The 23,324-nt window shown below is 64.1% G+C and carries 18 protein-coding genes; 6 read left to right on the forward strand and 12 right to left on the reverse strand.

The features are described 5' to 3' along the window. Positions 1-33: 33 nt before the first annotated feature. The 4 genes from VF716_RS07095 to VF716_RS07110 form a co-directional block, all read right to left on the reverse strand. A complete protein-coding gene (locus tag VF716_RS07095) occupies positions 34-1,386 on the reverse strand; it encodes an MmgE/PrpD family protein (protein WP_108241879.1) in 1,353 nt (450 codons plus the stop codon). Then, the gene (locus tag VF716_RS07100) at positions 1,383-1,787 is read right to left on the reverse strand and encodes a VOC family protein (RefSeq protein WP_108241880.1); all 405 of its coding nucleotides are present in this window, start codon (positions 1,785-1,787) and stop codon (positions 1,383-1,385) included. The genes VF716_RS07095 and VF716_RS07100 overlap by 4 nt, the downstream gene beginning before the upstream one ends. A gap of 114 nt (positions 1,788-1,901) precedes the next feature. Further along, complete coding sequence (locus VF716_RS07105; protein WP_102841423.1) at positions 1,902-3,065, reverse strand: acyl-CoA dehydrogenase family protein; 1,164 nt, start codon at positions 3,063-3,065, stop codon at positions 1,902-1,904. A gap of 70 nt (positions 3,066-3,135) precedes the next feature. Next, positions 3,136-3,957, reverse strand: coding sequence for an FAS1-like dehydratase domain-containing protein (locus VF716_RS07110; protein WP_125877199.1), 822 nt, complete (start codon positions 3,955-3,957; stop codon positions 3,136-3,138). 123 nt (positions 3,958-4,080) lie between these two features. On the opposite strand from VF716_RS07110, the gene VF716_RS07115 reads away from it, so the two are divergent. The 3 genes from VF716_RS07115 to VF716_RS07125 all read left to right on the forward strand — a co-directional run bounded on the left by VF716_RS07115 (position 4,081) and on the right by VF716_RS07125 (position 7,844). Next, a complete protein-coding gene (locus tag VF716_RS07115) occupies positions 4,081-4,974 on the forward strand; it encodes a LysR family transcriptional regulator (RefSeq protein WP_014596398.1) in 894 nt (297 codons plus the stop codon). Between the two features lie 72 nt (positions 4,975-5,046). After that, positions 5,047-6,372 (forward strand): DUF2254 domain-containing protein, encoded by a 1,326-nt coding sequence (locus tag VF716_RS07120; RefSeq protein ID WP_020309106.1) that lies wholly within the window; start codon positions 5,047-5,049, stop codon positions 6,370-6,372. 164 nt (positions 6,373-6,536) lie between these two features. Then, the gene (locus VF716_RS07125) at positions 6,537-7,844 is read left to right on the forward strand and encodes an MFS transporter (protein ID WP_014596396.1); all 1,308 of its coding nucleotides are present in this window, start codon (positions 6,537-6,539) and stop codon (positions 7,842-7,844) included. A gap of 2 nt (positions 7,845-7,846) precedes the next feature. Here the strand turns inward: VF716_RS07125 and arfB are convergent, their stop codons facing one another. Next, on the reverse strand, positions 7,847-8,260 hold the full coding sequence (gene arfB, locus VF716_RS07130) for an alternative ribosome rescue aminoacyl-tRNA hydrolase ArfB (protein WP_014596395.1): 414 nt from the start codon (positions 8,258-8,260) through the stop codon (positions 7,847-7,849). A 135-nt stretch (positions 8,261-8,395) separates the two neighbouring features. On the opposite strand from arfB, the gene VF716_RS07135 reads away from it, so the two are divergent. Then, complete coding sequence (locus VF716_RS07135; protein ID WP_125877200.1) at positions 8,396-9,445, forward strand: metal-dependent hydrolase; 1,050 nt, start codon at positions 8,396-8,398, stop codon at positions 9,443-9,445. Between the two features lie 36 nt (positions 9,446-9,481). Here the strand turns inward: VF716_RS07135 and VF716_RS07140 are convergent, their stop codons facing one another. From VF716_RS07140 to VF716_RS07165, 6 genes are all read right to left on the reverse strand, one after another. Continuing rightward, positions 9,482-11,434: a methyl-accepting chemotaxis protein gene (locus tag VF716_RS07140; protein WP_011912845.1), complete on the reverse strand. Its 1,953-nt coding sequence runs from the start codon at positions 11,432-11,434 to the stop codon at positions 9,482-9,484. Between the two features lie 174 nt (positions 11,435-11,608). Then, positions 11,609-13,387, reverse strand: a complete 1,779-nt coding sequence (locus VF716_RS07145; protein WP_011912844.1) for an ABC transporter ATP-binding protein — start codon at positions 13,385-13,387, stop codon at positions 11,609-11,611. Continuing rightward, positions 13,380-14,009 carry a DsbA family protein gene (locus VF716_RS07150; protein WP_440552362.1) on the reverse strand — a complete coding sequence of 210 codons (630 nt, stop codon included), beginning with the start codon at positions 14,007-14,009 and terminating at the stop codon, positions 13,380-13,382. The genes VF716_RS07145 and VF716_RS07150 overlap by 8 nt, the downstream gene beginning before the upstream one ends. Before the next feature lie 47 nt (positions 14,010-14,056). Continuing rightward, entirely contained in the window at positions 14,057-14,992 is a 936-nt protein-coding gene (gene trhO / locus VF716_RS07155; protein WP_126526408.1) for an oxygen-dependent tRNA uridine(34) hydroxylase TrhO, read from the reverse strand. 126 nt (positions 14,993-15,118) lie between these two features. Beyond that, positions 15,119-15,415, reverse strand: coding sequence for a BolA family protein (locus VF716_RS07160; protein ID WP_013982451.1), 297 nt, complete (start codon positions 15,413-15,415; stop codon positions 15,119-15,121). A gap of 11 nt (positions 15,416-15,426) precedes the next feature. Further along, positions 15,427-15,933 carry a DUF2059 domain-containing protein gene (locus VF716_RS07165; RefSeq protein WP_037005484.1) on the reverse strand — a complete coding sequence of 169 codons (507 nt, stop codon included), beginning with the start codon at positions 15,931-15,933 and terminating at the stop codon, positions 15,427-15,429. Between the two features lie 147 nt (positions 15,934-16,080). Between VF716_RS07165 and VF716_RS07170 the strand changes: the two genes are divergently transcribed. Next, a complete protein-coding gene (locus tag VF716_RS07170; protein WP_011912840.1) occupies positions 16,081-17,475 on the forward strand; it encodes a class II fumarate hydratase in 1,395 nt (464 codons plus the stop codon). Between the two features lie 197 nt (positions 17,476-17,672). Here the strand turns inward: VF716_RS07170 and VF716_RS07175 are convergent, their stop codons facing one another. After that, a complete protein-coding gene (locus VF716_RS07175) occupies positions 17,673-19,793 on the reverse strand; it encodes an FAD-dependent oxidoreductase (RefSeq protein ID WP_011912839.1) in 2,121 nt (706 codons plus the stop codon). A gap of 464 nt (positions 19,794-20,257) precedes the next feature. Between VF716_RS07175 and VF716_RS07180 the strand changes: the two genes are divergently transcribed. After that, on the forward strand, positions 20,258-22,549 hold the full coding sequence (locus VF716_RS07180) for an MHYT domain-containing protein (RefSeq protein ID WP_011912838.1): 2,292 nt from the start codon (positions 20,258-20,260) through the stop codon (positions 22,547-22,549). The last annotated feature ends 775 nt before the right edge of the window (positions 22,550-23,324 follow it).

Below are 23,324 nucleotides of genomic sequence, written 5' to 3' on the forward strand. Positions count from 1 at the left end.
GAAAAGACCTGCGGTCGTTTTCCACCCTACGAGTCAGGCCAATGCGTCCAGCCGCTGCAGCTCGCGCAGGCGCCAGACCGTATCGATCAGCACGCCCGCCTCGTCATCGCTGCGCGCCGCGGAGAACTGCACCAGGCGGCGGAACTTGTCCTCCAGCTCGGCGCGGCTCAGCGTGTTGCCCGGGTCGCCCTTCGGCTCGTCGATGGCGCCGTGCAGCGTGCGGCCATCGGCGGTGATCACTTCGACGCGACCGAGCCAGCGTGCCGGGTAGGCGCCGTCCACCTCGGGATCGAGCGTCATCGAGACCTTCTCGCGGAACTCGCCGACGCGCGGGTCGCTGAGCGCATGGCTGTGGAATTCGGTCAGGCCGGCCTTGCCGTACAGGGCGATCAGCCCCAGCACGGTGCCCATGGAGAACTTGGCCTGATGCACCGTCAGCGGCACCGTCACGCGGCCGAGCACGTCGATCGCGCCCTGGTGCACGCGGGTGGTGACCGAGGCGATGTCATCGGCCCCGAGCCCTTCGCGCTGCATCAGCGCCAGCAGCGCATCGGCCGCCGGGTGGGTATGCCGGCAGGAGGCGTGGAACTTGAACGAGGTTTCCGCCAGCGCCCAGCGCATGCCGAGCCGGTCGGACAGCTTGCTCGGCTCGGCATCGCGGGACATGCCCGCCGCCATGCCCTGCTCGCCTTCGAGGATGTTCTGCGCGCCGGTCAGGCCATCGGCGGTCAGGTAGGCGGCGAGCAGGCCATCGGCAGCCGCCTTGGCGGTGTGCAGTTGCTTGGAGTCCGCCGCGTCACGGAGAAACTCCCACAGCCCCGCCGCTTGCGTACCGGCGCTGCCGAGCAGATGGGTGAACTGCTGCTGGTCGAAATCCATCAGCTTGCCAACGGCCACCGCCGCGGCCAGGGTGCCGACCGTCGCGGTGGTGTGGAAGATGCGGTAATGCGAGCGGCCGAGGAACTCGCCGATGCGGATGCCCGCCTCGTAGCCGGCCACCGAGGCCACCAGCAGCTCGCGGCCGGACTTGCCGAGATCCTGCGCCGCCGCCAGCGCAGCGGGAAACACCACCGTGGCCGGGTGCAGCACGGAGCTGTTGTGCAGGTCGTCCTGCTCCACCAGGTGCGAGCTGGCGGCATTCACCAGCGCGGCGAAATAGGCCGAGCTGCTCTGGCCGTTGACCAGAATGCGCGCCGGCCCGTCGGCCGGGCCCATCTTCTGCGCGTAACGCTCGAACAGCGGGATCGGGTGCGAGCCGGCGCTGGCCAGGGCCGAGCCGAGCCAGTCGAGAAAGAGGTCTTCGGTGCGGGCGAGCACCGGTTCGGGGATCTGCTCGTAGGCGAGCCCGGCGAGGAATTCGGTCAGGGCACGGGTGTGCTGGCTCATGCGTTGGGCTCCAGCGGATTCTCTAACGGATTGGACAGTTCGATGAGGTTCTGGTCGGGGTCGCGCAGGTACACCGAGCGGATCGGTCCGGTCGCGCCGGTGCGCTGCACCGGACCTTCGACGATGACGACCTGCTGCGCCTGAAGGTGTGTGATCACCTCGGCCAGCGGTGTGGCAACGATGAAGCAGAGGTCCGCCGAACCCGGGGTCGGGCGCTCGGCCTTGGGCTCGAATTCGCGCCCGGCCTGGTGCAGGTTGATCTTCTGGTTGCCGAAGGCCAGCGCCTTGCGCCCTTCGCCGAAGGTCACCACCTGCATGCCGAGCACGCGGGTGTAGAAGTCGATCGTTGCCTCGAGGTCAGCGACGGTCAGCACCAGGTGGTCGAGATGGCTGATATTCATGACGCACTTCCCTTTTTCGTAGGGGTGGAAATCGCGAAGCATTTCCACCACCCGTGTCGCCTGTTCGATATGCGTGGAAAAGGCTTCGCCGTTTCCATCCTACGTCTGGCTCCGTTAGAACGAACGCGGCAGCTCGAGCAAGTGCTCGGCCACGTACGACAGGATCAGGTTGGTGGAGATCGGCGCTACCTGATACAGCCGCGTCTCGCGGAACTTGCGCTCGACGTCGTACTCGTTGGCGAAGCCGAAGCCGCCGTGGGTCTGCAGACAGGCGTTGGCGGCCTCCCAGCTGGCCTTGGCGGCCAGGTACTTGGCCATGTTGGCCGCCGCTCCGGCATTGCGACCGGCGTCGTATTCCTCGCAGGCGCGCCAGCGCATCAGGTCGGCGGCTTCGATCTCGATATGCGCTTCGGCGATCGGAAACTGCACGCCCTGGTTCTGGCCGATGGGCCGGCCGAATACCACGCGATCGCGGGCGTACTGCGCGGACTTCTCGACGAACCAGCGGCCATCGCCGATGCACTCGGCGGCGATCAGCGTGCGCTCGGCATTCAGGCCGTCAAGGATGTAGCGAAAGCCCTTGCCCTCCTCGCCAATCAGGCTGCTGGCGGGAATCTCCAGGTTGTCGAAGAACAGCTCGTTGGTCTCGTGGTTGACCATGTTGGCGATCGGCTGCACGGTCAGGCCGTTGCCGATGGCCTCGCGCAGGTCGACGAGAAAGATCGACATGCCCTCGGACTTGCGCTGCACCTCGGCCAGCGGCGTGGTGCGTGCCAGCAGGATCATCAGGTCGGAATGCTGGATGCGCGAGATCCACACCTTCTGCCCGTTGATGACGTACTTGTCGCCCTGGCGCACTGCGGTGGTCTTGATCTTGGTGGTGTCGGTGCCGGTGGTCGGCTCGGTGACGCCCATGGACTGCAGCCGCAGCTCGCCGCTGGCCAGCTTCGGCAGGTAGTAGCGTTTCTGCTCCTCGCTGCCGTTTCTGAGCAGGGTGAACATGTTGTACATCTGCCCGTGGATGGTCCCGGAGTTGCCGCCGCAACGGTTGACCTCCTCGAGGATCACCGAGGCCTCGGCCAGACCCAGGCCGGAACCGCCGTATTCTTCCGGGATCATCGCCGACAGCCAGCCGGCCTCGGTCATGGCGGTGACGAAGGCTTCCGGGAAGCCTTTCTCCTCGTCTATCTTGCGCCAGTACTCGGCGGGAAATTCGGCACAGAGGGCGCGCACGCCTTCGCGGATGAAGCTCAGTTCTTCGGTCTTGTTCGGGGTCATCTCGGTTTCTCGCTTGTGCGGCACGCGGCCTCAACGGTGGATAAGGCTGCGCCGTGATCCACCCTACGATTCAGTCGAATTCCACTTCGGCTTTCTGCGCCAGGCCGTTGTGGTCGCCGGCCCAGAGTTCGGCCTTGCCCGGCGCGACGATGCGGCCGCCGACCTCGAACGGCTGCGGCGCGATCAGCGGGCGCAGGCCGCGGTAGGCGAAGCGGCGCAGGCGGGCGTCGGGATTGGCGCGGCAGAAGGCGCGCAGGTTGAGCGTGGCGATCAGCGGGCCGTGAACGACCAGGCCGGCATAGCCTTCGGTCTCGGTGACGTAGGGCCAGTCGTAATGGATGCGATGGCCGTTGAAGGTGACCGCCGAATAACGGAACAGCAGCGTCGGCGCGGGTGTCACCGCCTCGCGCCAGCCACCGGCGACCATGGGTTCGCCACTGCTGGTCTTCGGCGGGCTCGGCTCGCGGTAGACGATGTCCTGCTCCTCGCGGATGGCCAGGCGGCCGTCCTGCAGGTAGTCGTGCTGCACGGTAACGAACAGCAACGCACCGGTGCGGCCATGCTTCTCCTCGATGTGCTTGATGGTCGATACCCGCCGGGCCTCACCACCCGCTTCCAGCGGGCGGAAGAATTCGACGCGGCCACCGGCCCACATGCGGTTGCGGTTGTCCGCCGGCGGGAGGAAGCCACCGCGCGCCGGGTGGCCGTCCTCGCCCAGCCCGCTTTCGGCAATCGGGTCCTGGAAGAAGCACCATTGCCACAAAGGCGGCAGCGCTTCGCCATGGGCGGGAGTGCTTTCACCGAAGGTCGCGGCAATGCGCATCAGCAGGTTGCGGCTGAGCTGGTCGTGGACTTCTTCGCTGCGGCCAATCCAGGCAGAGGTATCGGTCATCGTCGGGTTCCGCTGTTGTCTTGTTTTGCCGCAGGATGCTACGAAGCCGGCGTTCCGAGAATTTGTATTTACCGACACCGGCGTTCGGCTAAGCTGAACGCCCGACCCAAGCCGAGGCACCTCATGCATTTCGATCTGGCCGATCTGCGCCTGTTCATCCATATCGCCGAGTCCCCCAGCCTGACCCAGGGCGCGCGCCGCGCGCACCTCTCACCGGCAGCCGCCAGTGCACGTATCAAGGCGCTGGAAGCTCAGTTCGATAGCCGCCTGCTCTACCGCGACAGCCGCGGGGTGGAGCTGACGCCGGCCGGGCACAAGCTGCTGCAACATGCGCGGCTGATCATGCGCCAGGTGGACTATCTGAAAAGCGAGTTCGCCGAATACGGCACCGACTCGGCCGGTCACATCCGCATCTTCGCCAATACCACGGCCGTAACCGAATTCCTCCCGGAGGTGCTGGCCGGATTTCTCGCCGAGCGCCCCGGCGTCACGGTGGACCTGCAGGAGCGCCTGAGCCGCGACATCGTGCGTGGTGTGCTGGACGGCAGCACCGACATGGGCATCATCGCGGGCCCGGTGCAGGCCGAAGGGCTGCAGGTATTGCACTTCAGCACCGACCGCCTGCTGCTGGCGGTACCGGTCGGCCATCCGCTGGCCGGGGAAGCACAGGTCACGCTGCGCCAGACCCTGGCCTATCAGCACATCGGCCTGCACGAGGGCAGCACCCTGCTGACCTTCCTGCGCGATCAGGTGGAAAAACTCGGCGGCCAGCTCTCCCTGCGCATACAGGTCTCCAGCTTCGAGGCGGTCTGCCGGATGATCGAGGCCGGTGTGGGCATTGGCATCATCCCCGAGTCGGCAGCGCGCCGACACAGCCGCACCATGCAGCTCGCCCTGGTCACACTGGACGAACCCTGGGCAGTGAGAGAACGCAGCATTCTGGTCCGTGAGCTGGACGCCCTGCCCGGCAGCGTGCGTGCGCTGATCGCGACCCTGGTTCCCGGTGACAAGGACTGAGCGAACGTTACGCCCCCGATGCTGCCGAAAGGCGGGTAGCCCCGCTTCGGCGGACCATCGCAGGGAGCCCCAATGTCCGCAGTCACCAACAGGCTGTTTCGCCTGTATCACCGCGTCACCGGTAGCATCGCCTTCTACCCGACTCTGATCGCGGTCGGCCTCGCCAGCCTGTGCGTCGTCACCATCGTCTTGGAGATGACCTGGCTACAGCCTTACAAGGAAGACCTCGATCTGGGGCTGGTGAAGAACGCCGACAACGCCCGTCTGATCCTCGGCACGCTGGTGGCGGGCATCATCTCGCTGATGGTGTTCAGCTTCTCGATGGTCATGGTGGTGCTCAACTCGGCCGCGTCGTCGCTGTCACCGCGGGTGATCCCGGGGCTGATCAGCAGTCGCAGCCATCAGGTCGTGCTGGGCGTTTACCTCGGCACCATCATCAATTCGCTGATGCTGATCTCGACCATCCAGGAAGGCGACGACATCAACGTGCCGAGCCTGGGCATCTTCCTGGCGCTGGGGCTCGCAGTCATCTGCCTGTGCCTGTTCGTCTACTTCATCCGTTCCATTTCGCTCTCCATCCAGGTCGATTTCATCCTCAACCGCGTCTACAAACAGACTCTCGGTCAGCTGCGCGCACGCCGTCGTCAGCTGCAAGACAGCCATGGCCCGGCTTGGCCGGACGACGCGCAGTGGTCCGTCGTGCGGGCGCGGCGCTCGGGGTACTTCAAGGCACTGAATGTCACAGCCGCCCACGGCGTTCTCGACGAGCACGACGCGCGCATGACGGTGCAAGTGCATTACGGTTTCTTCGTCATGCCCGGGCACCCGCTGATGCGCATCGACCGTGAACTCGACGATGACTGCACGAACCGTCTGCTCGACTGTTTCGACTTCTACGTCGAGGAGTATGCGCACCGACACTTCTTCTTCGGCTTCAAGCAGATCGTCGAGATCGCCGTGCGCGCGCTAAGCCCGGGTATCAACGACCCGGGAACCGCGATCAAGGCGATCGACATGCTGAGCGTACTGCTGGCCGAGCGCATGGAGATGCCCGACCATGAGGTCGCTCACGCCCAGGATCGACCGCGGATATTCATCCGCGAACTGAACCTGCACCAGCTGCTGCAGATGACCTTCGGCCCTCAACGCCGCTATGGCGCGGACGATCTGCAGGTTTTGCAAGCACTGCTGCAAGCCTGCAAGAACCTGCTCTACGCCGCCAAGGACGCTGACACCGAACGGGTGCTGCTGCGCCACGCCCAGGCGGTGGTCGACCAGGCAGCGATCAGTCTGAGCGGCGCGCTCGACCGCCAGGCGATGGTCGAGGCCGTGCGGTCGTTGAATCAGGCCGTGCGTCATGCCGAGCCCCTGCAGTGCGCCACGTTGCGGGAATCCTGAATGCCGTCCGCTGCCAAATGCACAACGCAGGGGTGCCGCCGACTCGCACCATTTCGCCATCCATTGCGAATTTATTCTGAAATCAGCAAGTTAGGTGGCGCCAGCGGCCAGCGCCCGACGTACCTGGACTTGCCTTCGCCGGCTTCGCTGCCTAGGGTTACCGCATGACGTCCTTGATCGCTCCCATCAGTTCACTGCTCGCCGGCGTGGCTCTGCTGCTGCTCGGCCACGGGCTACTCAACACACTCCTGACCCTGCGCGGCGTGGCCGAAGGCTACTCGACGGGGATGGTCGGCCTGCTGATGTCCGGCTATTTCGCCGGGTTCCTGATCGGCACCTGGCTGGCGCCATCGCTGATTCGCCGCATCGGCCATATTCGTACGTTCTCCTTCTACGCCTCGGTGGCCGCCACCGCCGTGCTGCTGCACGTGATGATCGTCAATCCGTGGGTATGGCTGGTCCTTCGCCTGGTTTACGGTATCGCCCTGGTCACGCTCTACATGGTGATCGAGAGCTGGCTCAACGCCCAGGTGAGCGGCGAGAAGCGTGGCCAGGTATTCGCCGTGTACATGGCAGTCAACCTGGGTGCGCTGGCGGCGGCTCAGCAACTTCTGGGGCTCGACAGCCCGATGGAATTCACCCTGTTTGCCCTGGCGACCATCCTCATCGGCGGCGCGATGATGCCCATTACCCTGACCCGCCAGCCGCAGCCGACCTTGCCCGACATTCCGCCGACCGACCTGCTGCAGCTGGCGCGCATCGCCCCACTACCGCTGATGGCGGCCGGCATCTCGGGTTTCGTGCTGGGTGGCTTCTGGGGCCTGGCACCGGTGTATGCCAGCGAGATCGGCTTCGATGCGGCAGGCGTGGGGCTGCTGATGAGTGTCACCATCCTCGGCGGGGCCGTGCTGCAGTGGCCGATCGGGCTGTTTTCCGACAAGCACGAGCGGCGCACCGTGCTGCTCTGGGTAGTGGCGCTGGCGGCCGTTCTCGCGCTTGCCGTGGCACCTCTGATGGCCAGCCCGCTGCTGCTGGGGCTGATGTTCGTCTGGGGTGGCCTGGCGTTTTCCATCTATTCCATCGCCGTTGCGCAGATGGTCGATCAGCTCAATCCCGACGAGATCCTTTCCGGCTCCAGCGGCCTGCTATTGGCCAACGGCTTCGGCGCCGCGCTGGGCCCGGTGGCAGCCGGCGGCCTGATGCATCTGGTCGGGCCCATCGCCCTGCCGCTGTTCTTCGCGGTGGGCCTGGGCGTACTGGCGTTCTATGCCTTCTACCGGCCGCGCAAGGTGTTCGATCTGGTGACCGAGCCGCACGGCCACTTCACGCCGATCCTGCGCACCAGTCCCACCGTCATGGAGCTGATGCCCGACACGCCGGAAGACGCCGCCAAGCACGAGCCGGCCAACGGAGTCGAGCTGGATGACGTGCCGCCCCCCGAGGCAACGCCCGACGTGCGCACCGGCACCTGACCTCAGTAGTCGATCCGACCTCGCCCCGCCTTGATCGCACCTCGCCGGCTCTTGCCTTCGAGCCGGCGCCTCTTCGAGCCGAGGGTCGGTTTGGTCGGGCGGCGGGCCTTCTCCACCTTGCCAACGCTGCGAATCAGCTCCGCCAGCCGCTCGAGCGCATCGAGGCGGTTCTGTTCCTGAGTACGATAGCGCTGCGCCTTGATGACGACCACACCCTCCGCGGTGATGCGGCTGTCGCGCAGCGCCAGCAAACGTTCTTTGTAGAACGCCGGCAGCGACGAGCCCCGGATGTCGAAACGCAGGTGCAACGCGCTGGACACCTTGTTGACGTTCTGCCCGCCGGCACCCTGGGCGCGTATCGCGGTCAATTCGATCTCGGCATCCGGCAGCTGCACGGTATTGGAAATTTCCAGCATGGAGTGCGCCATGGACGATTGAGCCGGCGATTGTCCTACGCCGTGCCGAACCACGACATACTTTTTCGAAATTTGCCGATCAGGTGCCGCCGGCGCTTCGGCTAAGGTAATTTCCCCGCCCCCAGGGATCTGCACATGGACTCGATCACCCAGGCCTTACTCGGCGCCAGCGTACAGGGCGCGATGCTCGGACGCTGGCAAGGCCGCAAGGCGCTCGCCTACGGCGCCGTGCTCGGCACCCTGCCCGACCTCGACGTGGTCATCGACTACGGCGATGCAGTCGCCAACATGACCTATCACCGCGGCTTCAGCCATTCGCTGTTCGTCCTCAGCATCGTGGCCGTGTTGCTGACCTGGCTGATCAGGCGCTTCCGCCCCGATGAGCGATACTCCGGCACCCGACTGTTCCTCACCATCTGGCTGGTGCTGGTCACCCATGTGTTGCTGGACGCCTTCACCAGCTATGGCACCCAGCTGCTATGGCCGCTGACCACTCCACCGATCGCCTGGTCCAGCATCTTCATCATCGACCCGCTCTACAGCGTGCCGCTGCTGATCGCGGTGCTGGCCGGCGCGCTGTTTGGCTTGCATGGCCGCACGGCCCGATGGCCCGCTTACGCGCTGGTGCTGACCACTTGCTACCTGGGTTTCACCCTTGCCGGCAAGCAGATGGCCGAACAGCGCGTGCAGGCCAGCATCACCCGCCAGGGCATCGAGGTCGAGCGGATGTTCAGCACACCGACGCCCTTCAACAGCCTGCTCTGGCGGGTGATTCTGGTAGAGGGCGAGCACTACTACGAGACACTGGTGAGCTGGTGGGACGACGCGCCACCGGTGCTGGTGCGCCTGCCACGCAATGCCCACCTGGCCGATGCGCTGGACGGCTCACCTCAGCATGAACGGCTGCGCTGGTTCAGCGGCGATGTGCTGCGCTACGACGTGGACGGCGACCAATTGCTGGTGACCGATCTGCGGCTGGGCATGACCGGCTTCCATCCGTTTCGTTTTCCTCTGGCCGAACGCAGCGCCGAGGGCTGGCAGCTGGTGGAACGCCCCGAACGCCTGCCGGCCAATCGGGGCAATATGCGCCGCCTGGAGAGCATCTGGCAGCGCATCTGGCAGCAGGAACCCGCGCTGCCCCTGGCCGCCTGGGCGGCCGAGCTGAACGGCAAGACGATCAGATAACGCGGCTCGCGCGCGAGCCGCGTCTGCCACGCGCCGTCAGGTACGGAACTGGCGGACCAGCTCCTGCAGCTCCACGCCCAGGCGAGCCAGCTCGGCGCTGGCACCGGCGGTCTGTTCTGTGGCACTGGCGCTCTGATCGCCGATATCACGCACGCGCGTCACGCTTTCGGAAATGTTCTCGGCTACCGCGCTCTGCTGCTCGGCTGCCGCGGCGATCTGCTGGTTCATCTGCTCGATGGTGGACACCGATTCGGTGATCCGACCCAGCGCGACGCCCGCCTCGTTGGCCAGGTCGACGGTGCGCTGAGTGAGGCTGCGGCTGCTCTGCATCTGCTCGACGGCCTGCTGTGCAACCCGCTGCAGATTGGCGATCAGCCCTTCGATTTCCTCGGTGGAATCATGGGTACGGCGCGCCAGAGCCCGCACCTCGTCGGCCACCACGGCGAAACCGCGGCCCTGCTCGCCGGCACGGGCCGCCTCGATGGCCGCGTTGAGCGCCAGCAGGTTGGTCTGCTCGGCAACCGCGCGAATGACTTCGAGCACGCTGCCGATCCGCCCGCTTTCGGCGTGCAGCGCCTCGATCGCATGGGCGGACTGATCCACCTCACCGGCCAGATTGCCGATCTGCCCCACGGCGTCCTGCACTACCCGATCCCCCTGGCGCGCCTGCTGATCCGCCTGACGCGCGGCGATGGAGGCCTGCTCGGCGTTGCGTGCGACTTCCTGCACCGTGGCCGCCATTTCATGCATGGCAGTGGCGACCTGCTCGGTTTCCACCCGCTGGGTCTGAACGCCGGCACTGGTCTGCGCGGTCACGGCGGAAAGCTGGTCGGCTGCCGCGGCGATCTGGCTGACGCCACCGCCGATGCGACCGATCAGGTTGCGCAGGCTTTGCGTCATGCCATGCATGGCGTCCTGCAACTGCCCCACTTCGTCACGGCGCGAGCTGGGCTGGGAGTGCGTGAGGTCGCCGCTGGCGACGCGCTGCGCTTGCTGAACGGTGGTGCGCAGGGGGCCGACGATCATCCGCGAGATCATCGTGGCAGCCAGCAGGCCAACGAAGATCGCCAGCGTACCGATCACGCCGAGCAGCAGGTAGCTGCTGCGGCGCTGTTGCTGCATGGCATTGCTCGCGTTGTCCAGCGCCTCGTTCGCAGCGGCGATCACCACCTCGGACTGTTGCGCCATCGAGCCTTCCAGGGCGATTCGCTCGGCGCGATTCTGGCGGAATTCGTCGAATGCGCTGCGATAGTGCTCCAGCTCCACCAGCGCCTTGTCCATGGAGGCCTGCTGATCGTCGTTCAGCCAGATCTTCAGATTGCTGCCGATGGCAACCACGTTGGCGTGCAGCTCGCTCCAGCTCTTGGCGGCCGCATCGGAACTGTTGGCCACGAACAGATTTTCCTGGGTCCGCATGTCGAGAATCTGCTTGGTCAGGCCCGAAGTCGCCTCGGCCACCGTCAGCGGGTCGCTGCCCTTGAGGCGATCCCCCTCCAGGCGCAGCACGCGCACGGCGTCGTACATGTCCAGCTCGATGAACTCGAACTCTTCACGGCTGACCTGCGCGGCATCCTGCATGCGCGTGCGCAGCGCCACGCCGCGTTCGATCAGCTGCATGTAGCGGTCGAACTGTCGGCCGTACTCGTCGGCGGCCTGCTGGATTCGCGTCAGGTAGGCACGCTCCTGCGTGCTCGAAGTGGCGGCCAGGCCGGTCAGCTCGGAACCGAGTCGCTGCAGCGATGTGTGCAGCGCGTCGGCCGAGGCCTGCTGACGTGTCAGCGCGTAGTCACGCTCTGCGCCGCGCGCCGCAAGAATCGACGCATTGACGCTGGACAGCTGCTCGATCTGTTGCGCCCGACCCAGAATCTCGTCGACCGCAACGAAGCCGGTCGCCGCGACGCCAAGCGTGAGCAGCAGTACCAGACCGAAGCCGCAGATAAGCTTTTTGGCAACCGAAAGATTGGTGAATAGGTTCTGCACTGGTTCCATCAGAAAGGTTCCACAAAAAGGGGCACGCTCGGGAAGTCGGCAGAGATTACTAATAGTTGAGTGTGGCGTCAGGATATTTTTGACGCCTTAAGACTGGCGGTCGCCGCCTGGCTCGGGGCGGCGAAACAATCATCGGCAGGCGAAACGGCGATGGTCCGGTACTGCGTGGGGCAATCAGTGCTGCAGATGCCCATACAGGCGCGCATAAAGCCCGCCCTCAGCGATCAGTTGCTGATGATCACCATCCTCGGCGATTCGCCCACCGTCGAACACCAGCACTCGATCGGCCTGTTTCACCGCCGACAGGCGATGGGCGATGATCAAGGTGGTGCGGTCGCGGAGGAACCGGTTCAATCCCTGATGCAAGGCGTACTCGGTCGCGGCATCGAGGGCCGAGGTCGCTTCATCCAGGATCACCACCTTGGGTTCGGCGAGCACCATGCGCGCCACGGCCAGCCGCTGCCGCTGACCGCCGGACAGTCGCACACCGGAGCGCCCGACGATGCTGTCGAGCCCGTTCGGCAGCTGGCGAATGGTATCGGCCAGTTGGGCGATCTCCAGCGCCCGCCAGCACGCCTCATCGTCCCGCTCGCGCCCCATGGTGAGGTTGGCACGCACGCTGTCGTTGAACAGCGCCGGATGCTGCAGCACGACCGCCACATTGTCGCGCACCGTGGCCAAACCGATTTCCTCGAGCGGAACGCCGCCGAACCGAATCTGCCCCGATTGCGGCTGGTAAAGCCCCAGCAGCAGCTGCACCAAGGTGCTCTTGCCACCGCCGCTGGCGCCGACGATCGCGACCTTTTCCCCCGGCGCGATGCTCAGGTTCAACCCCTCCAGAACCGCTTCGTCCTGGTAGGCGAAGTGAAGGTCGCGCACATCGATCGCCACCGTCGCCTGATCGGCGAATGGGTTGCGACCGCCGACATATTGCGGCTCGTCGGCGCGCGCCAGCAGCTGATTGATCCGCCCCAGCGCCCCGCCGGCCGCGTAGAACGCGTACTGCAGGCTCAGCAGTTGCTCCACCGGGCCGATCATGAACCACAGGTAGCTGAATACCGCGAGCATCTGGCCGATCGACAGGTCGGAAAACAGCACGGTCAGCATCGCCGCGGCACGGAACACGTCGATGCCGAACTGGAACAGCAGACCGCTGGCGCGGTTGGAGGCGTCGGTCTTCCATTGCGAAGCGACGGCGTAATCGCGGACCTCCCGCGCGCGTAGCCCCAGTCGACCGAGGAAGAATCCCTGGCGGTTGCCGGCACGCACTTCCTGTATCGCATCGAGGGTTTCGGTAAGCGCCTGGGTGAAGCGCGAGGTGCTGTCGTTCTCCAGCTTCTTCAGGTGCTTCACCCGCTTGCCCAGCTGCACGGTGGCGTAGATCACCAGCGGGTTGAAGAGCAGGATCAGCAGCGCCAGCTGCCAGTGCATCCAGACCAGGATCGCCGCTGTGCCGATGATCGATAGCACCGCCACCAGCAGACGGCTGAGGGTGTCACCGATGAATTTGTCGATGGTCTCCAGATCGGTGACCAGATGGGTCGCGACCGTACCGCCGCCAAGGCTCTCGTACTCGCCAAGGGCAATGCGCTTGAGGCGCTCGATCAACCGCACGCGAATGCGGTAGACGATGTCCTTCGAAAGCCGGGCGAACAGCCGTGCCTGCAGGACGTTGAACACGAGCGCCGAGGCCCGCAGCAGCAGGGTTATGCCAAGCATCAGGCCGATGTAGCCGGCCGCACTTTCCCAGCTGGCGGGCAGAAAGCGATCCATCACGCGCAGTGCCGCATCGCCGGTGCCGAGCAGCACTTCGTCTACCAGCAGCGGCAACAGCAAGGGGATCGGCACGCTGCAGAGCGTGGCCAGAACCGCGACCAGGTTGGCCAGAATCAACGCCTTGCGGTGGCGCAACGCAAGGCGGCGAATCTCCGCCCAACTGAGCTGGTCAGGCATGCGCATTGTGCTCCAGCCAGCGGCCCAGGAATGGAGCCAGCACCGTCAGAGGCTGGTAGCCATTGGTGAGCAGGGCCAGCTGGCCCTGGTGCTCGGCGAGCAGGGTCGGGAACCCGGCGATACCAAGATTCTCGACCCAGCTGAAATCCGCTGACGTTTCGGCCTTGGTGGCCGGGTCGTCATAGCTTTCGGCGAAGCGCTCGCGGGAGAGCCCGGCCGCCTCGGCCAGCTCCACCAGCAGCGCGGCTTGCGTGACATCACGCCCCTGTTGGTAGAAGGCCTGCTGGATCAGCAGCGACAGCGGCCAGACCCGGCTCTCATCGAGCCCGCGCGCGGCGACCAGGGCTCGGCAGGCGGGTTCGGTGTCGTAGATCAATCCCGCCGGCAAACCGCCCTCGAAATCGAATGGCTGTCCAGTGGCGTTATGCACAGCTTGCCAGTACGACAGCGTGCGCGAGCGCCCGGCCTCATCCATCGCGACCTGTTCTCGGCGCAGGCCGCCGACCCTCAGCACGAGCGGCACGCCGTGCTCCGCGGCCTGCTCGGCAAGCCCCTGCAGCACGGGAGCGAAGCCCCAGCACCACGAGCACATGGGATCCATCACATAGATCAGTCGGGCCACTTCGTTACTCCCCTTAACTGCTTGGCGTGCTCGCGGGCCGGCGTGAATCAGCGTTCCTGCTCCCGCGGATCACGGCCGATGGGGTGAGGCTGGTTGCGCTGGCGGGCCAGTTCGATCTGCTTCTGCCGTTCGCGCGCACCGGCTCGCGTCTTCTCGCTCAGAGTGTCCCAGCAATGCGGGCAGCTGATACCCGCAGCGTAGTGCTCCGATTGCCGGTCATCCACGGACAGCGGAGCGCGGCAGGCATGGCACAAGTCGAACTCACCGGCACTGAGGTCGTGGCGAACGGTGACCCGGTTGTCGAACACGAAGCAGTCACCCTTCCAGCGCGACTGGCCCTCGGATACCTCTTCCAGGTATTTGAGAATGCCGCCCTTGAGGTGATAGACCTCTTCGAACCCTTCGCCGAGCATGTAGCTCGAGGCCTTTTCGCAGCGAATGCCACCGGTGCAGAACATCGCGACCTTCTTGTGCTTCGCCGGGTCGTAATGCGCCTTGATGTAATCGGGAAATTCGCGGAACGACTTGGTCTGCGGGTCGATCGCGCCCTCGAAGGTACCGATCGCCACTTCGTAGTCGTTGCGGGTGTCGATCAGCAGAACCTCGGGATCGTCGATCAGCGCGTTCCAGTCCCGCGGCTCGACGTAGGTACCGACCCGCTGATTGGGATCGACACCGGGTACGCCCAGCGTGACGATCTCCTTCTTCAGCTTCACCTTGGTGCGATAGAACGGCTGTTCGTCGCAGTAGGATTCCTTGTGGTCGATGTCAGCCAGGCGAGGGTCACGGCGAAACCAGTCGAGCAGCGCATCGATCGCCTCGCGGGTGCCGGATACCGTACCGTTGATACCCTCCTCCGCCAGCAACAGGGTGCCCTTGATGCCGTTTTCGGTAAGCGTCGCGAAGAGAGGGTCACGCAAGGCGACGTAGTCCGGCAGCGATACGAACTTGTAAAGCGCTGCCACAGCGATTTTTCGTGTCATGGGGTTTTCCACCAGTGGTCACCCGCGTAAAGGGTGGACCGGATACAAACGAAAGCGCCGGCGTGGGCCGGCGCGAGCGCGATTCTAGCAAAGAACATCCGGGATGTTTCCCGTCCGTTGTCGCCTCTATTTATGCCCACCGGCGCAAACCGGTGATGCCGGAGCCACACGCTGCTGGGCCCATTCTTCCGGCGTGTAGGTGTGCAGGGCCAGTGCATGGATCTGCTGCATCAGCGGGCCCATGGCGGCGTAGGCTTTCTGGTGACGCTTGACCGAGTTCAGACCCGCGAACTGCTCGCTGACGATGACCGCCTTGTAGTGCGTCTCCAGGCCGCGGCTGTGAGTGTGGCTTTCATCGAGCACTTCCAGGTGCTCGGGCTGCAGAACCTGCAGGGCGTTTTGGATCAGATCGAGTTTGCGCATTGCCTGCTCTCTCAAGGCTTCTGTTTTTCGAGTTCGGCCGTCATGTCGGCCAACAGCTTGTTCACTTCCGGCACCGCGCTTTCGAGTTTGGCCTGGGTTAGCTGGGCAGACCGTGCATTGAGCTCCGGCAACTTGGCGAGCATCTTCTTGCCCAGTGGCGACTGATAGAAATCGATCAGCTGATTCAACTCGGTTTCGGAAAACTGACTGGTATAGAGGGACACCAGATCGGGCTTCAGCTTGTCCCAGCCTATGGCCTTGTCCAGCGCGGTGTTGGCCTGGGCCTGATAGCGCTCGAGCATCGCCTTCTTGCTCTCGGGCGCCTGAGCCTCGGCGAAACGCTGCGCGAACATCTGCTGTACTTGTGCATAGACAGGCACCGCAAGCCGATCGGCGTTCGCCAGCTTGAGGAAACGTTCCGCGCTGCTGGCGTGGCTGGCGGTGTCGGCCAATGCCGAAGAGCTGATGCAGAACAACAGCATTGCACAGCGCAACGCCTGGGTACGTAAGGTTGGCATTGGAAGTCCCTTGGGAAGGCGATAGGTAGCCCTCAACGGACACATTCTGCGCCGAGAGTTCCAATGCCTCAAGCAACGACCGGCGGGCTATGGAACCGCCGGCACCGCAAGGCGGCCTAAACCAGCAATATCGAGCAGGAGCATGGCATGACGCGTATAGAAACCGACAGCCTGGGGCAGGTCGAAGTACCGGAGCAGGCTTACTGGGGTGCCCAGACGCAACGTTCGCTGAGCAATTTCGCAATCGGTGCCGAGCGCATGCCGATCGAGGTGCTGCATGCGCTGGCGCTGATCAAGAAGGCGGCAGCCAGGGTCAACAACCGCATCGGCGACCTGCCGCCTGACGTCGCGCGACTGATCGAACAGGCCGCCGACGAGATCCTGCATGCCCAGCACGACGACCAGTTTCCGCTGGTGGTCTGGCAGACCGGTAGCGGCACGCAGAGCAACATGAACGTCAACGAGGTCATCGCCGGACGCGCCAACGAGCTGGCCGGTGGCAAGCGTGGCGGCAAGTCTCCCGTGCATCCCAACGACCACGTCAATCGCGCGCAAAGCTCCAACGACTGCTTCCCCACAGCGATGCACATCGCCGCTGCCAAGGCGGTCCACGGTGAGCTGCTTCCGGCTTTGGCCGAGTTGTCCGGCGGGCTGGCCGAACTGGCCGCGCGGCACAACAAGCTAATCAAGACCGGGCGCACCCATATGATGGACGCCACGCCGATCACCTTCGGCCAGGAAATGTCGGCATTCGTCGCTCAGCTCGACATTGCCGAGCGGACGATTCGCCAGTGCCTTCCGGCTGTTTATGAACTGGCGCAAGGCGGCACCGCAGTAGGTACCGGTTTGAACTCGCCACATGGCTTCGCCGAAGCGGTCGCAGCCGAGCTGGCCGCCCTTTCCGGCCTGCCGTTCGTCTCGGCACCGAACAAGTTCGCCGCCTTGGCCGGCCACGAGCCACTGGTCGCGCTCTCCGGCGCGCTGAAGACGCTGGCGGTCGCCTTGATGAAACTCGCCAATGACCTTCGTCTGCTCGGCTCAGGACCTCGCGGAGGCTTCGCCGAAGTGCGATTGCCAGCCAACGAGCCTGGCAGCTCGATCATGCCTGGCAAGGTCAACCCGACCCAGTGCGAAGCGCTGTCCATGCTCGCCTGCCAGGTGATGGGCAACGACATGACCATCAGTTTCGCAGCGAGCCAGGGTCATCTGCAGCTCAACGTGTTCAAGCCGGTGATCATCCACAATCTGCTCCAGTCGATTCGGCTTCTGTCCGACGGCTGTCGCAACTTCAATACCCACTGCATCACCGGCCTCGAGCCCGACCCGGCACGCATGGCAGAACATCTCGAGCGCGGCCTTATGCTGGTCACTGCGCTGAATCCGCATATCGGCTACGACCGAGCGGCCGAAATCGCCAAGAAGGCCTATGCGCAAGGCACCACCTTGCGAGAGGCAGCGCTGGAGCTTGGCTACCTGAGCAGTGAAGAGTTCGATCAGTGGGTGCGGCCGGAAACGATGCTCGAGTCGGGACAGCGGGAGTAACGGACGCTGCTGATGATCGGACGCCGGTCATTCGAGCGATCCTTCCTGGTTCGGCGAGCACGGCAGGCGCGGACCACCCCCGTGCCGGTGCTCGCCAGTGTCGTCGGACTCCAGCCGCAGCCGTCGATTCGATGATCGCTCGACCTAGGTGAATGCGGCGCAAACACCAGTGACAGCAACTACAGCCAGGTTGATGTCTACCTCTCGACCCGCCAGCGGTTCAGCCGCTCGGCCCAGGTGAGCATCCTCGGCGAGCGGTGCTGTTGCCGCCAGGCTTCGGCGACACGTCGCAGTGCTTCACCCTGGGTCGGACTCAGCTGGACTGCGTCGCCCAGCTTGTGCAAGCCCACCTTGTATTTCATCGCCACAACGAACCCGGCCAGTGTTTCACTCGCCTGCTCGCCAACGATGGTGACTCCCAGAATGCGGTCGTGGTCGTGCTCGGTGAGCACCTTGACGAACCCCTGCTCGGCGCGTTCGGCAACTGCACCGGGAAGGGTCGCCAGGTCCAGTCGGGTCGTCTGGAACTCGAGCTTCAACGCCCGCGCTTCGTGTTCGGTCAGGCCCACCGTAGCCATCTCCGGCGAGGTATACACGGCCCGAGGCAGGACTCGATCGCTTACCACGAACCGCTTGAGCCCGCCGAACAGCGCGTTGACCGCTGCGTACCAGGCTTGGTGCTCCGCCACATGCGGAGCCCCGTACGGCCCGGCGACGCTACCCACCGCGTAGATATTCGGGTAACGCGTGGCCAGATACTCGTCCGCTTCCAGCGTACCGTCATCGCCACAATGCAGCTTCAACTCGTCCAGTCCCAGTCCTTCGACATCGGCGTATTGCCCGAGCATCAGCAACAACCGATCAAAGGGCAGCGATTGCTCTTCGCCCTCGCCTGCCCGGCAAATCAGCCGGTGCTCACTGCCGGTCGACTCGACCCGCTGCGCCGTCAGTCCAAGGCGCAGGTCGATGCCGGCGGCAATCAGTGCAGCGGTCAGCGCCTGGGCAGCTTCAGCATCTTCCTGGTCAAGCAGGCGCTCGTCGGGGCTGGCTACGGTGACCCTGGAACCCATGCGCTGAAAGAGCTGGGCGAACTCGCAGGCGCCTGCCCCGCCGCCGAGAATGAGCAGGCGCTCGGGCCGCTCGTGCAGTTGCAGCAAGGTATCGCAGGTCAGGGGCTCGACTGCGTCCAGACCGGGGATAGGCGGTAGCCACGGCCGGCTTCCGGTGGCAATGACGACCGCCCGGGTGGTCAGCGTGCGGCCTTCCACCTCGACCGTCCAGGGCGAGCTCAGCCGTGCTTCGCCTTCAACCACCTCGACGCCATGCCGCGTGCAATCGTCGACCGATGCGTGATGCCGGGCGGACTCGGTCAACTGGCGGACCTGCATCATCAATTCGCCAAACGCTTCGACGGGGGGCTGGCCGCCGTGCCTTGTATGGAGTTCGTTTGCCAGGCGTCGAAATGCCTTGGTTGGCACACCGCCCTCATGCATGGCAACGCCACCGAGGCGCTCGCGCTCAACCAGACACACCCGCGCCTTGTAGGTCGCCGCTATGCGCGCCGTCGCCAGCCCGCCCGCACCGCCACCGATTACCACAAGGTTGTAATCGAAGCGCTTCGGCTTGCGCCAGCCGCGGTACACCTTGCGAGCCTTGTAATAGGTGAGGAGCCGCGTGGCGATGACCGGGAACACCGCAAGCAATACCAGCGTGCTGATGATGCTCGGCGACAGGATGTCGGACAGCGCGCGCACGGCGACCAGCTTCTCGCCCGCGTTCACATAGATCGCATTGCCGGGCAGCATGCCGAGTTGGGTGGTCCACCAAAAGGTCCAGACCTTGATTCGCGTCAGACCCAACGCTGGGTTCAGCAGCACGAACGGTACGATGGGGATCAGTCGCAACGAGACGAGGTAGAAGGTGCCATCGCGCGTCAGCCCCTTGTTGATCCCGGCGATCTGCTTGCCGAATCGCTTCTGCACCCAGTCTCGCAGCATGAAACGACTGATGAGCATGGCCACCAGTGCCCCCGCATTCGAGGCGAAGGATACGAGCAACGTCCCCTCTATCAGACCGAACAGGGCCCCGGCAAGCAAGGTCAGCACCACCGTACCGGGAAACGACAGCGCCGTAAGCGCCGCGTAAACAACGAAGAACACCCCAGCAGCCCACCATGGATGATCCTGGACTTTGGCCTTCAGGGCGCCGCTGTGGGCCTTGATGGATTCGAGGGTGAGGTACTCGCCGAGGTCGAAAGCGAAGAAACAGACCACTGCGACAATCAGCAGGGCCACGATGATCCATCGGCTGGCTTTCATCCGTGCACGACCTTAGTAAACCGTGAAACGGAACGGCAAGGGACGCGGGTAAGACCGTCTGCGAGATTAAGGAAAGCGAAAAGCATCGGGATGGTGTTCTCCATTGACGTCCTGTTGGAGCTTCGAGGCGCGCCGGCGTTCCAGCAGATAAGCAATATGGCCGGGACGGCATGGGCCCGATGACCGCTTTACTTCGAACTTCGCAATCCCGCTCGCGTCAGCTCGACGTCCCGCGACGGTGTTGTCCCACCGTGTTGGAGGCGCGATCCTCAAGGTGCGTAGACTTGCCGATCGTTCAAAAGCCGTTGAGGCGCGCAGGTAAAGATCCGCGCAAATTTCCAAGCTCCGCGTACTTGACCGATAATCGGGCGCCCGGTGACGGGACGTATCGTCGCTATATGAGTCAAAGTTCTTAGACGACGTCGTGCACGTTTCTCTCGCTGCGCTACCGGGAGCTGATCCGCATGATGCATACCACTTACAACGTCTCTCTGGTCGTACTGTCGGTCATCATCGCGATAGCCGGCTCCTACACCGCCCTGGACCTCTCCAGCCGCACACGAGAGACCGAAGGCTGGCCTCGACAGGCCTTCGTCGGCGCCGCTGCCCTCTGCATGGGCGGCAGCATCTGGGCCATGCACTTCGTAGGCATGCTGGCATTCGGCATGCCGGGCATGCAGGTCCGTTATGACCTGGCGTTGACGCTCGCATCCTTTGCGGTACCTATCGCAGTTACCGCCATCAGCTTCTTTGCTGTAAGCAAGCGCGGTATTACGCCCCGAACGCTTGGCTTGGGTGGCCTTTTCATGGGACTGGGCATCGGTGCAATGCACTACATCGGCATGGCGGCAATGGTCGTAGATGCCGAGCTCAGCTACGCCACCGGTTGGGTGGTACTGTCGTTCATCATCGCAATCAGCGCCGCGACGGTAGCGTTGTGGCTATCAGGCCGAGGAACCAGCCTGTCAGGGCAGGCGCTGTCGGCTGCGGCAATGGGAGTCGCGATCTCCGGCATGCACTACGTGGCCATGATCGGCGCGCATTTCACGCCATTGGATGACGCCATAAGCGCCACGCATGACGGTGAGCTGGATATGCTATCGCTGGCTGTTGCGATATCCGCGGCGACCTTCATCGTTCTGTTTTTCGGCCTGGTGGCCTCGATGTACGACAGGCGTCAGGCGCGTCGTAGCTGGCAGGAGGCATCGGCCCTGCGCCTGAGCGAAGAGCGATTGCGCGAGTTGTACAGCAAGACGCCACTGCCATTGCACTCCCTGGATCAGGATGGGCGTCTCGAATCGGTAAGCGATGCGTGGTTATCACTGGTGGGCTACCGCCGTGAGGACGTGATCGGCAGACCGCTCGTGTGTTTCATGACCGAGGCGTCGTCTCGTCAGTTCCTCGAGCATGACTGGCCGTCGCTGCTCGAAACTAGCGAATGCCGAGACGCGGAGTACCGCTTGGTCGCCCGAGCCGGAACGTTCGTCGATGTGCTGGCCTCGAGCCGGGTGGAACGTACATCTACCGGGCCGCTTATCCTCGGCGGGCTCATCAACGTGACGGAACGCCGGCAGGCTGAAGCGGCCTTGCGGCAGGCGCAAAAGATGGAGGCGATGGGCAAGCTGACCGGCGGCATCGCCCATGACTTCAACAATCTCTTGGCCGTCATCGGTGGCAGCTTCGAACTGTTGCGCAAACGGCTGCCGCCGTCAGATCCCCGTACCGAATCACTGATCGAAAATGGCTTGCAGGCGACTCGCCGAGGTGCGGGGCTTGTGCAACGTCTGTTGAGCTTCGCGCGTAAACAGGAGCTGCGACCAAGCGCCGTCGCACTGCCAGATCTGGTCATCGGGATGCGAGAGCTCTTGAAGCGCTCGGTGGAAACCAACATCAGCATCGATCTGCGTTTTCCGCTAGATCTGCCACAGGCGTACGTCGATGCGAACCAGCTGGAGATGGTCCTGATCAACCTGGTCGTCAACGCCCGGGACGCCATGCCGGACGGCGGATCGATCTGCATCGAGGGACAGTCCCGAACAGCCGCCGAAGCCGGAAGAATCGATGCGCCCGGCTACGTCATTCTTATCGTTCGAGACGACGGTATCGGTATGGAGCCGGAAGTTCTTGCCCGCGCTACCGATCCATTTTTTACAACTAAGGGGCCCGGCAATGGCACGGGGCTGGGTTTGTCGATGGCCCATGGCCTGGCCGAACAATCCGGGGGTCGTCTGCAGATCCACAGCCGCCCCGGCAAGGGCACCACAGTGGAAATCTGGCTACCCATCGCCACAGAGCGACAGGCCGAGCAAACGTCGGACCGTGTCGAACCTGGCCCCGGCCCACAGCTAACTGCCCCTGCCGAGCTATCGCTGTCGGTCCTGGTCGTGGATGACGATCCCCTGGTGTTGGACAATACGGCTTCGATGCTCGAGGATCTCGGCTGCCAGGTAACCGCGGTCAACAGTGCGGAAACGGCATTGGGTCTACTTACCCAACGTGTTGCTTACGACATTCTGATAACGGACCACATGATGCCTGGCATGACCGGCGCTCAACTGGCGGACCGGCTGCGAAACGAGCAGCCAGAGCTGCCTGTCCTTGTGGTCAGCGGCTACGCCGATCTCGCCGACAGCCCACGTCAGCTTCAAGTCCTGGCCAAGCCGTTCACCCAACAGACCCTTCTGGACGCCATCCAGCAATCGATAGGGCCTTCAGGCAAGGGCGCTGTTGTGGTGGACTTTCACCAGAAGCGATAGTGAGAGCCGCCTATCGCGGCGGGTCCCGTTCCTACAGCGCAAGGTCTGGCTAACGTACGAACAGCTTCAAACCTTCCGAAGTAGGCTCTGCTCAGCCGTGACGCTTGCTGTAGACGGGCGTAGGCACACTGCGGCCCACATCGGAATCGTCGACGACTCGAGCACCTCACGCTGCGCGAAACATCCACTCAAACGGCAGCCCTTCGATTTGTTGCATGACGAATGCCGCGCATCGGACGCAGCCGTTCATTCATTCGAGCTGACCGGGATGCAAGGCATCTCCCCGCTCCGCCAGCCAGAGAATATGCCAGAGGCACGAACAGCAATCGTCATTTAGGCAGGATTGTTGACTAGGCGGCTGGGTAGGATCGGAACGAGGAAGAACGAGTACCTTGCCTCTCGTCGGTCTTTGGACTTAGACGGTTAATGTGGAACCGCAGTTTGCTAGGCCGCGTTAAATAGGGTGACCTTATCGCACCACCGTAAGCCCTACCCTGCCCACTCTCCGTCACCAGCTGCCTTCCAGGCTTTCCGGTGCGGCAGCCAGGCCCCCCAACGACGTGGCTCCAACATCATCAATATGCTTGGCCAGATGAGCTTGCCTGCTTTCATCCAGCAGGTCCGCTTAGCGAGCCAAGCTATCACCGACAATGCTGTATCAGTGCAGCAGCCGTACTTTTACCTCACCCCGCCGCAGCGCCTTCACAGCCACCGGCTGCATCGGAGCAGCCGGCCTCGGTTCAGGCTCAGTTCTGCGCGGCCGCTTTTCCAGGGC

Origin of the sequence: Stutzerimonas sp. Brlt_14, from assembly GCF_051948915.1 — a bacterium.
GTDB classification, from domain to species: Bacteria; Pseudomonadota; Gammaproteobacteria; order Pseudomonadales; family Pseudomonadaceae; genus Stutzerimonas; species Stutzerimonas stutzeri.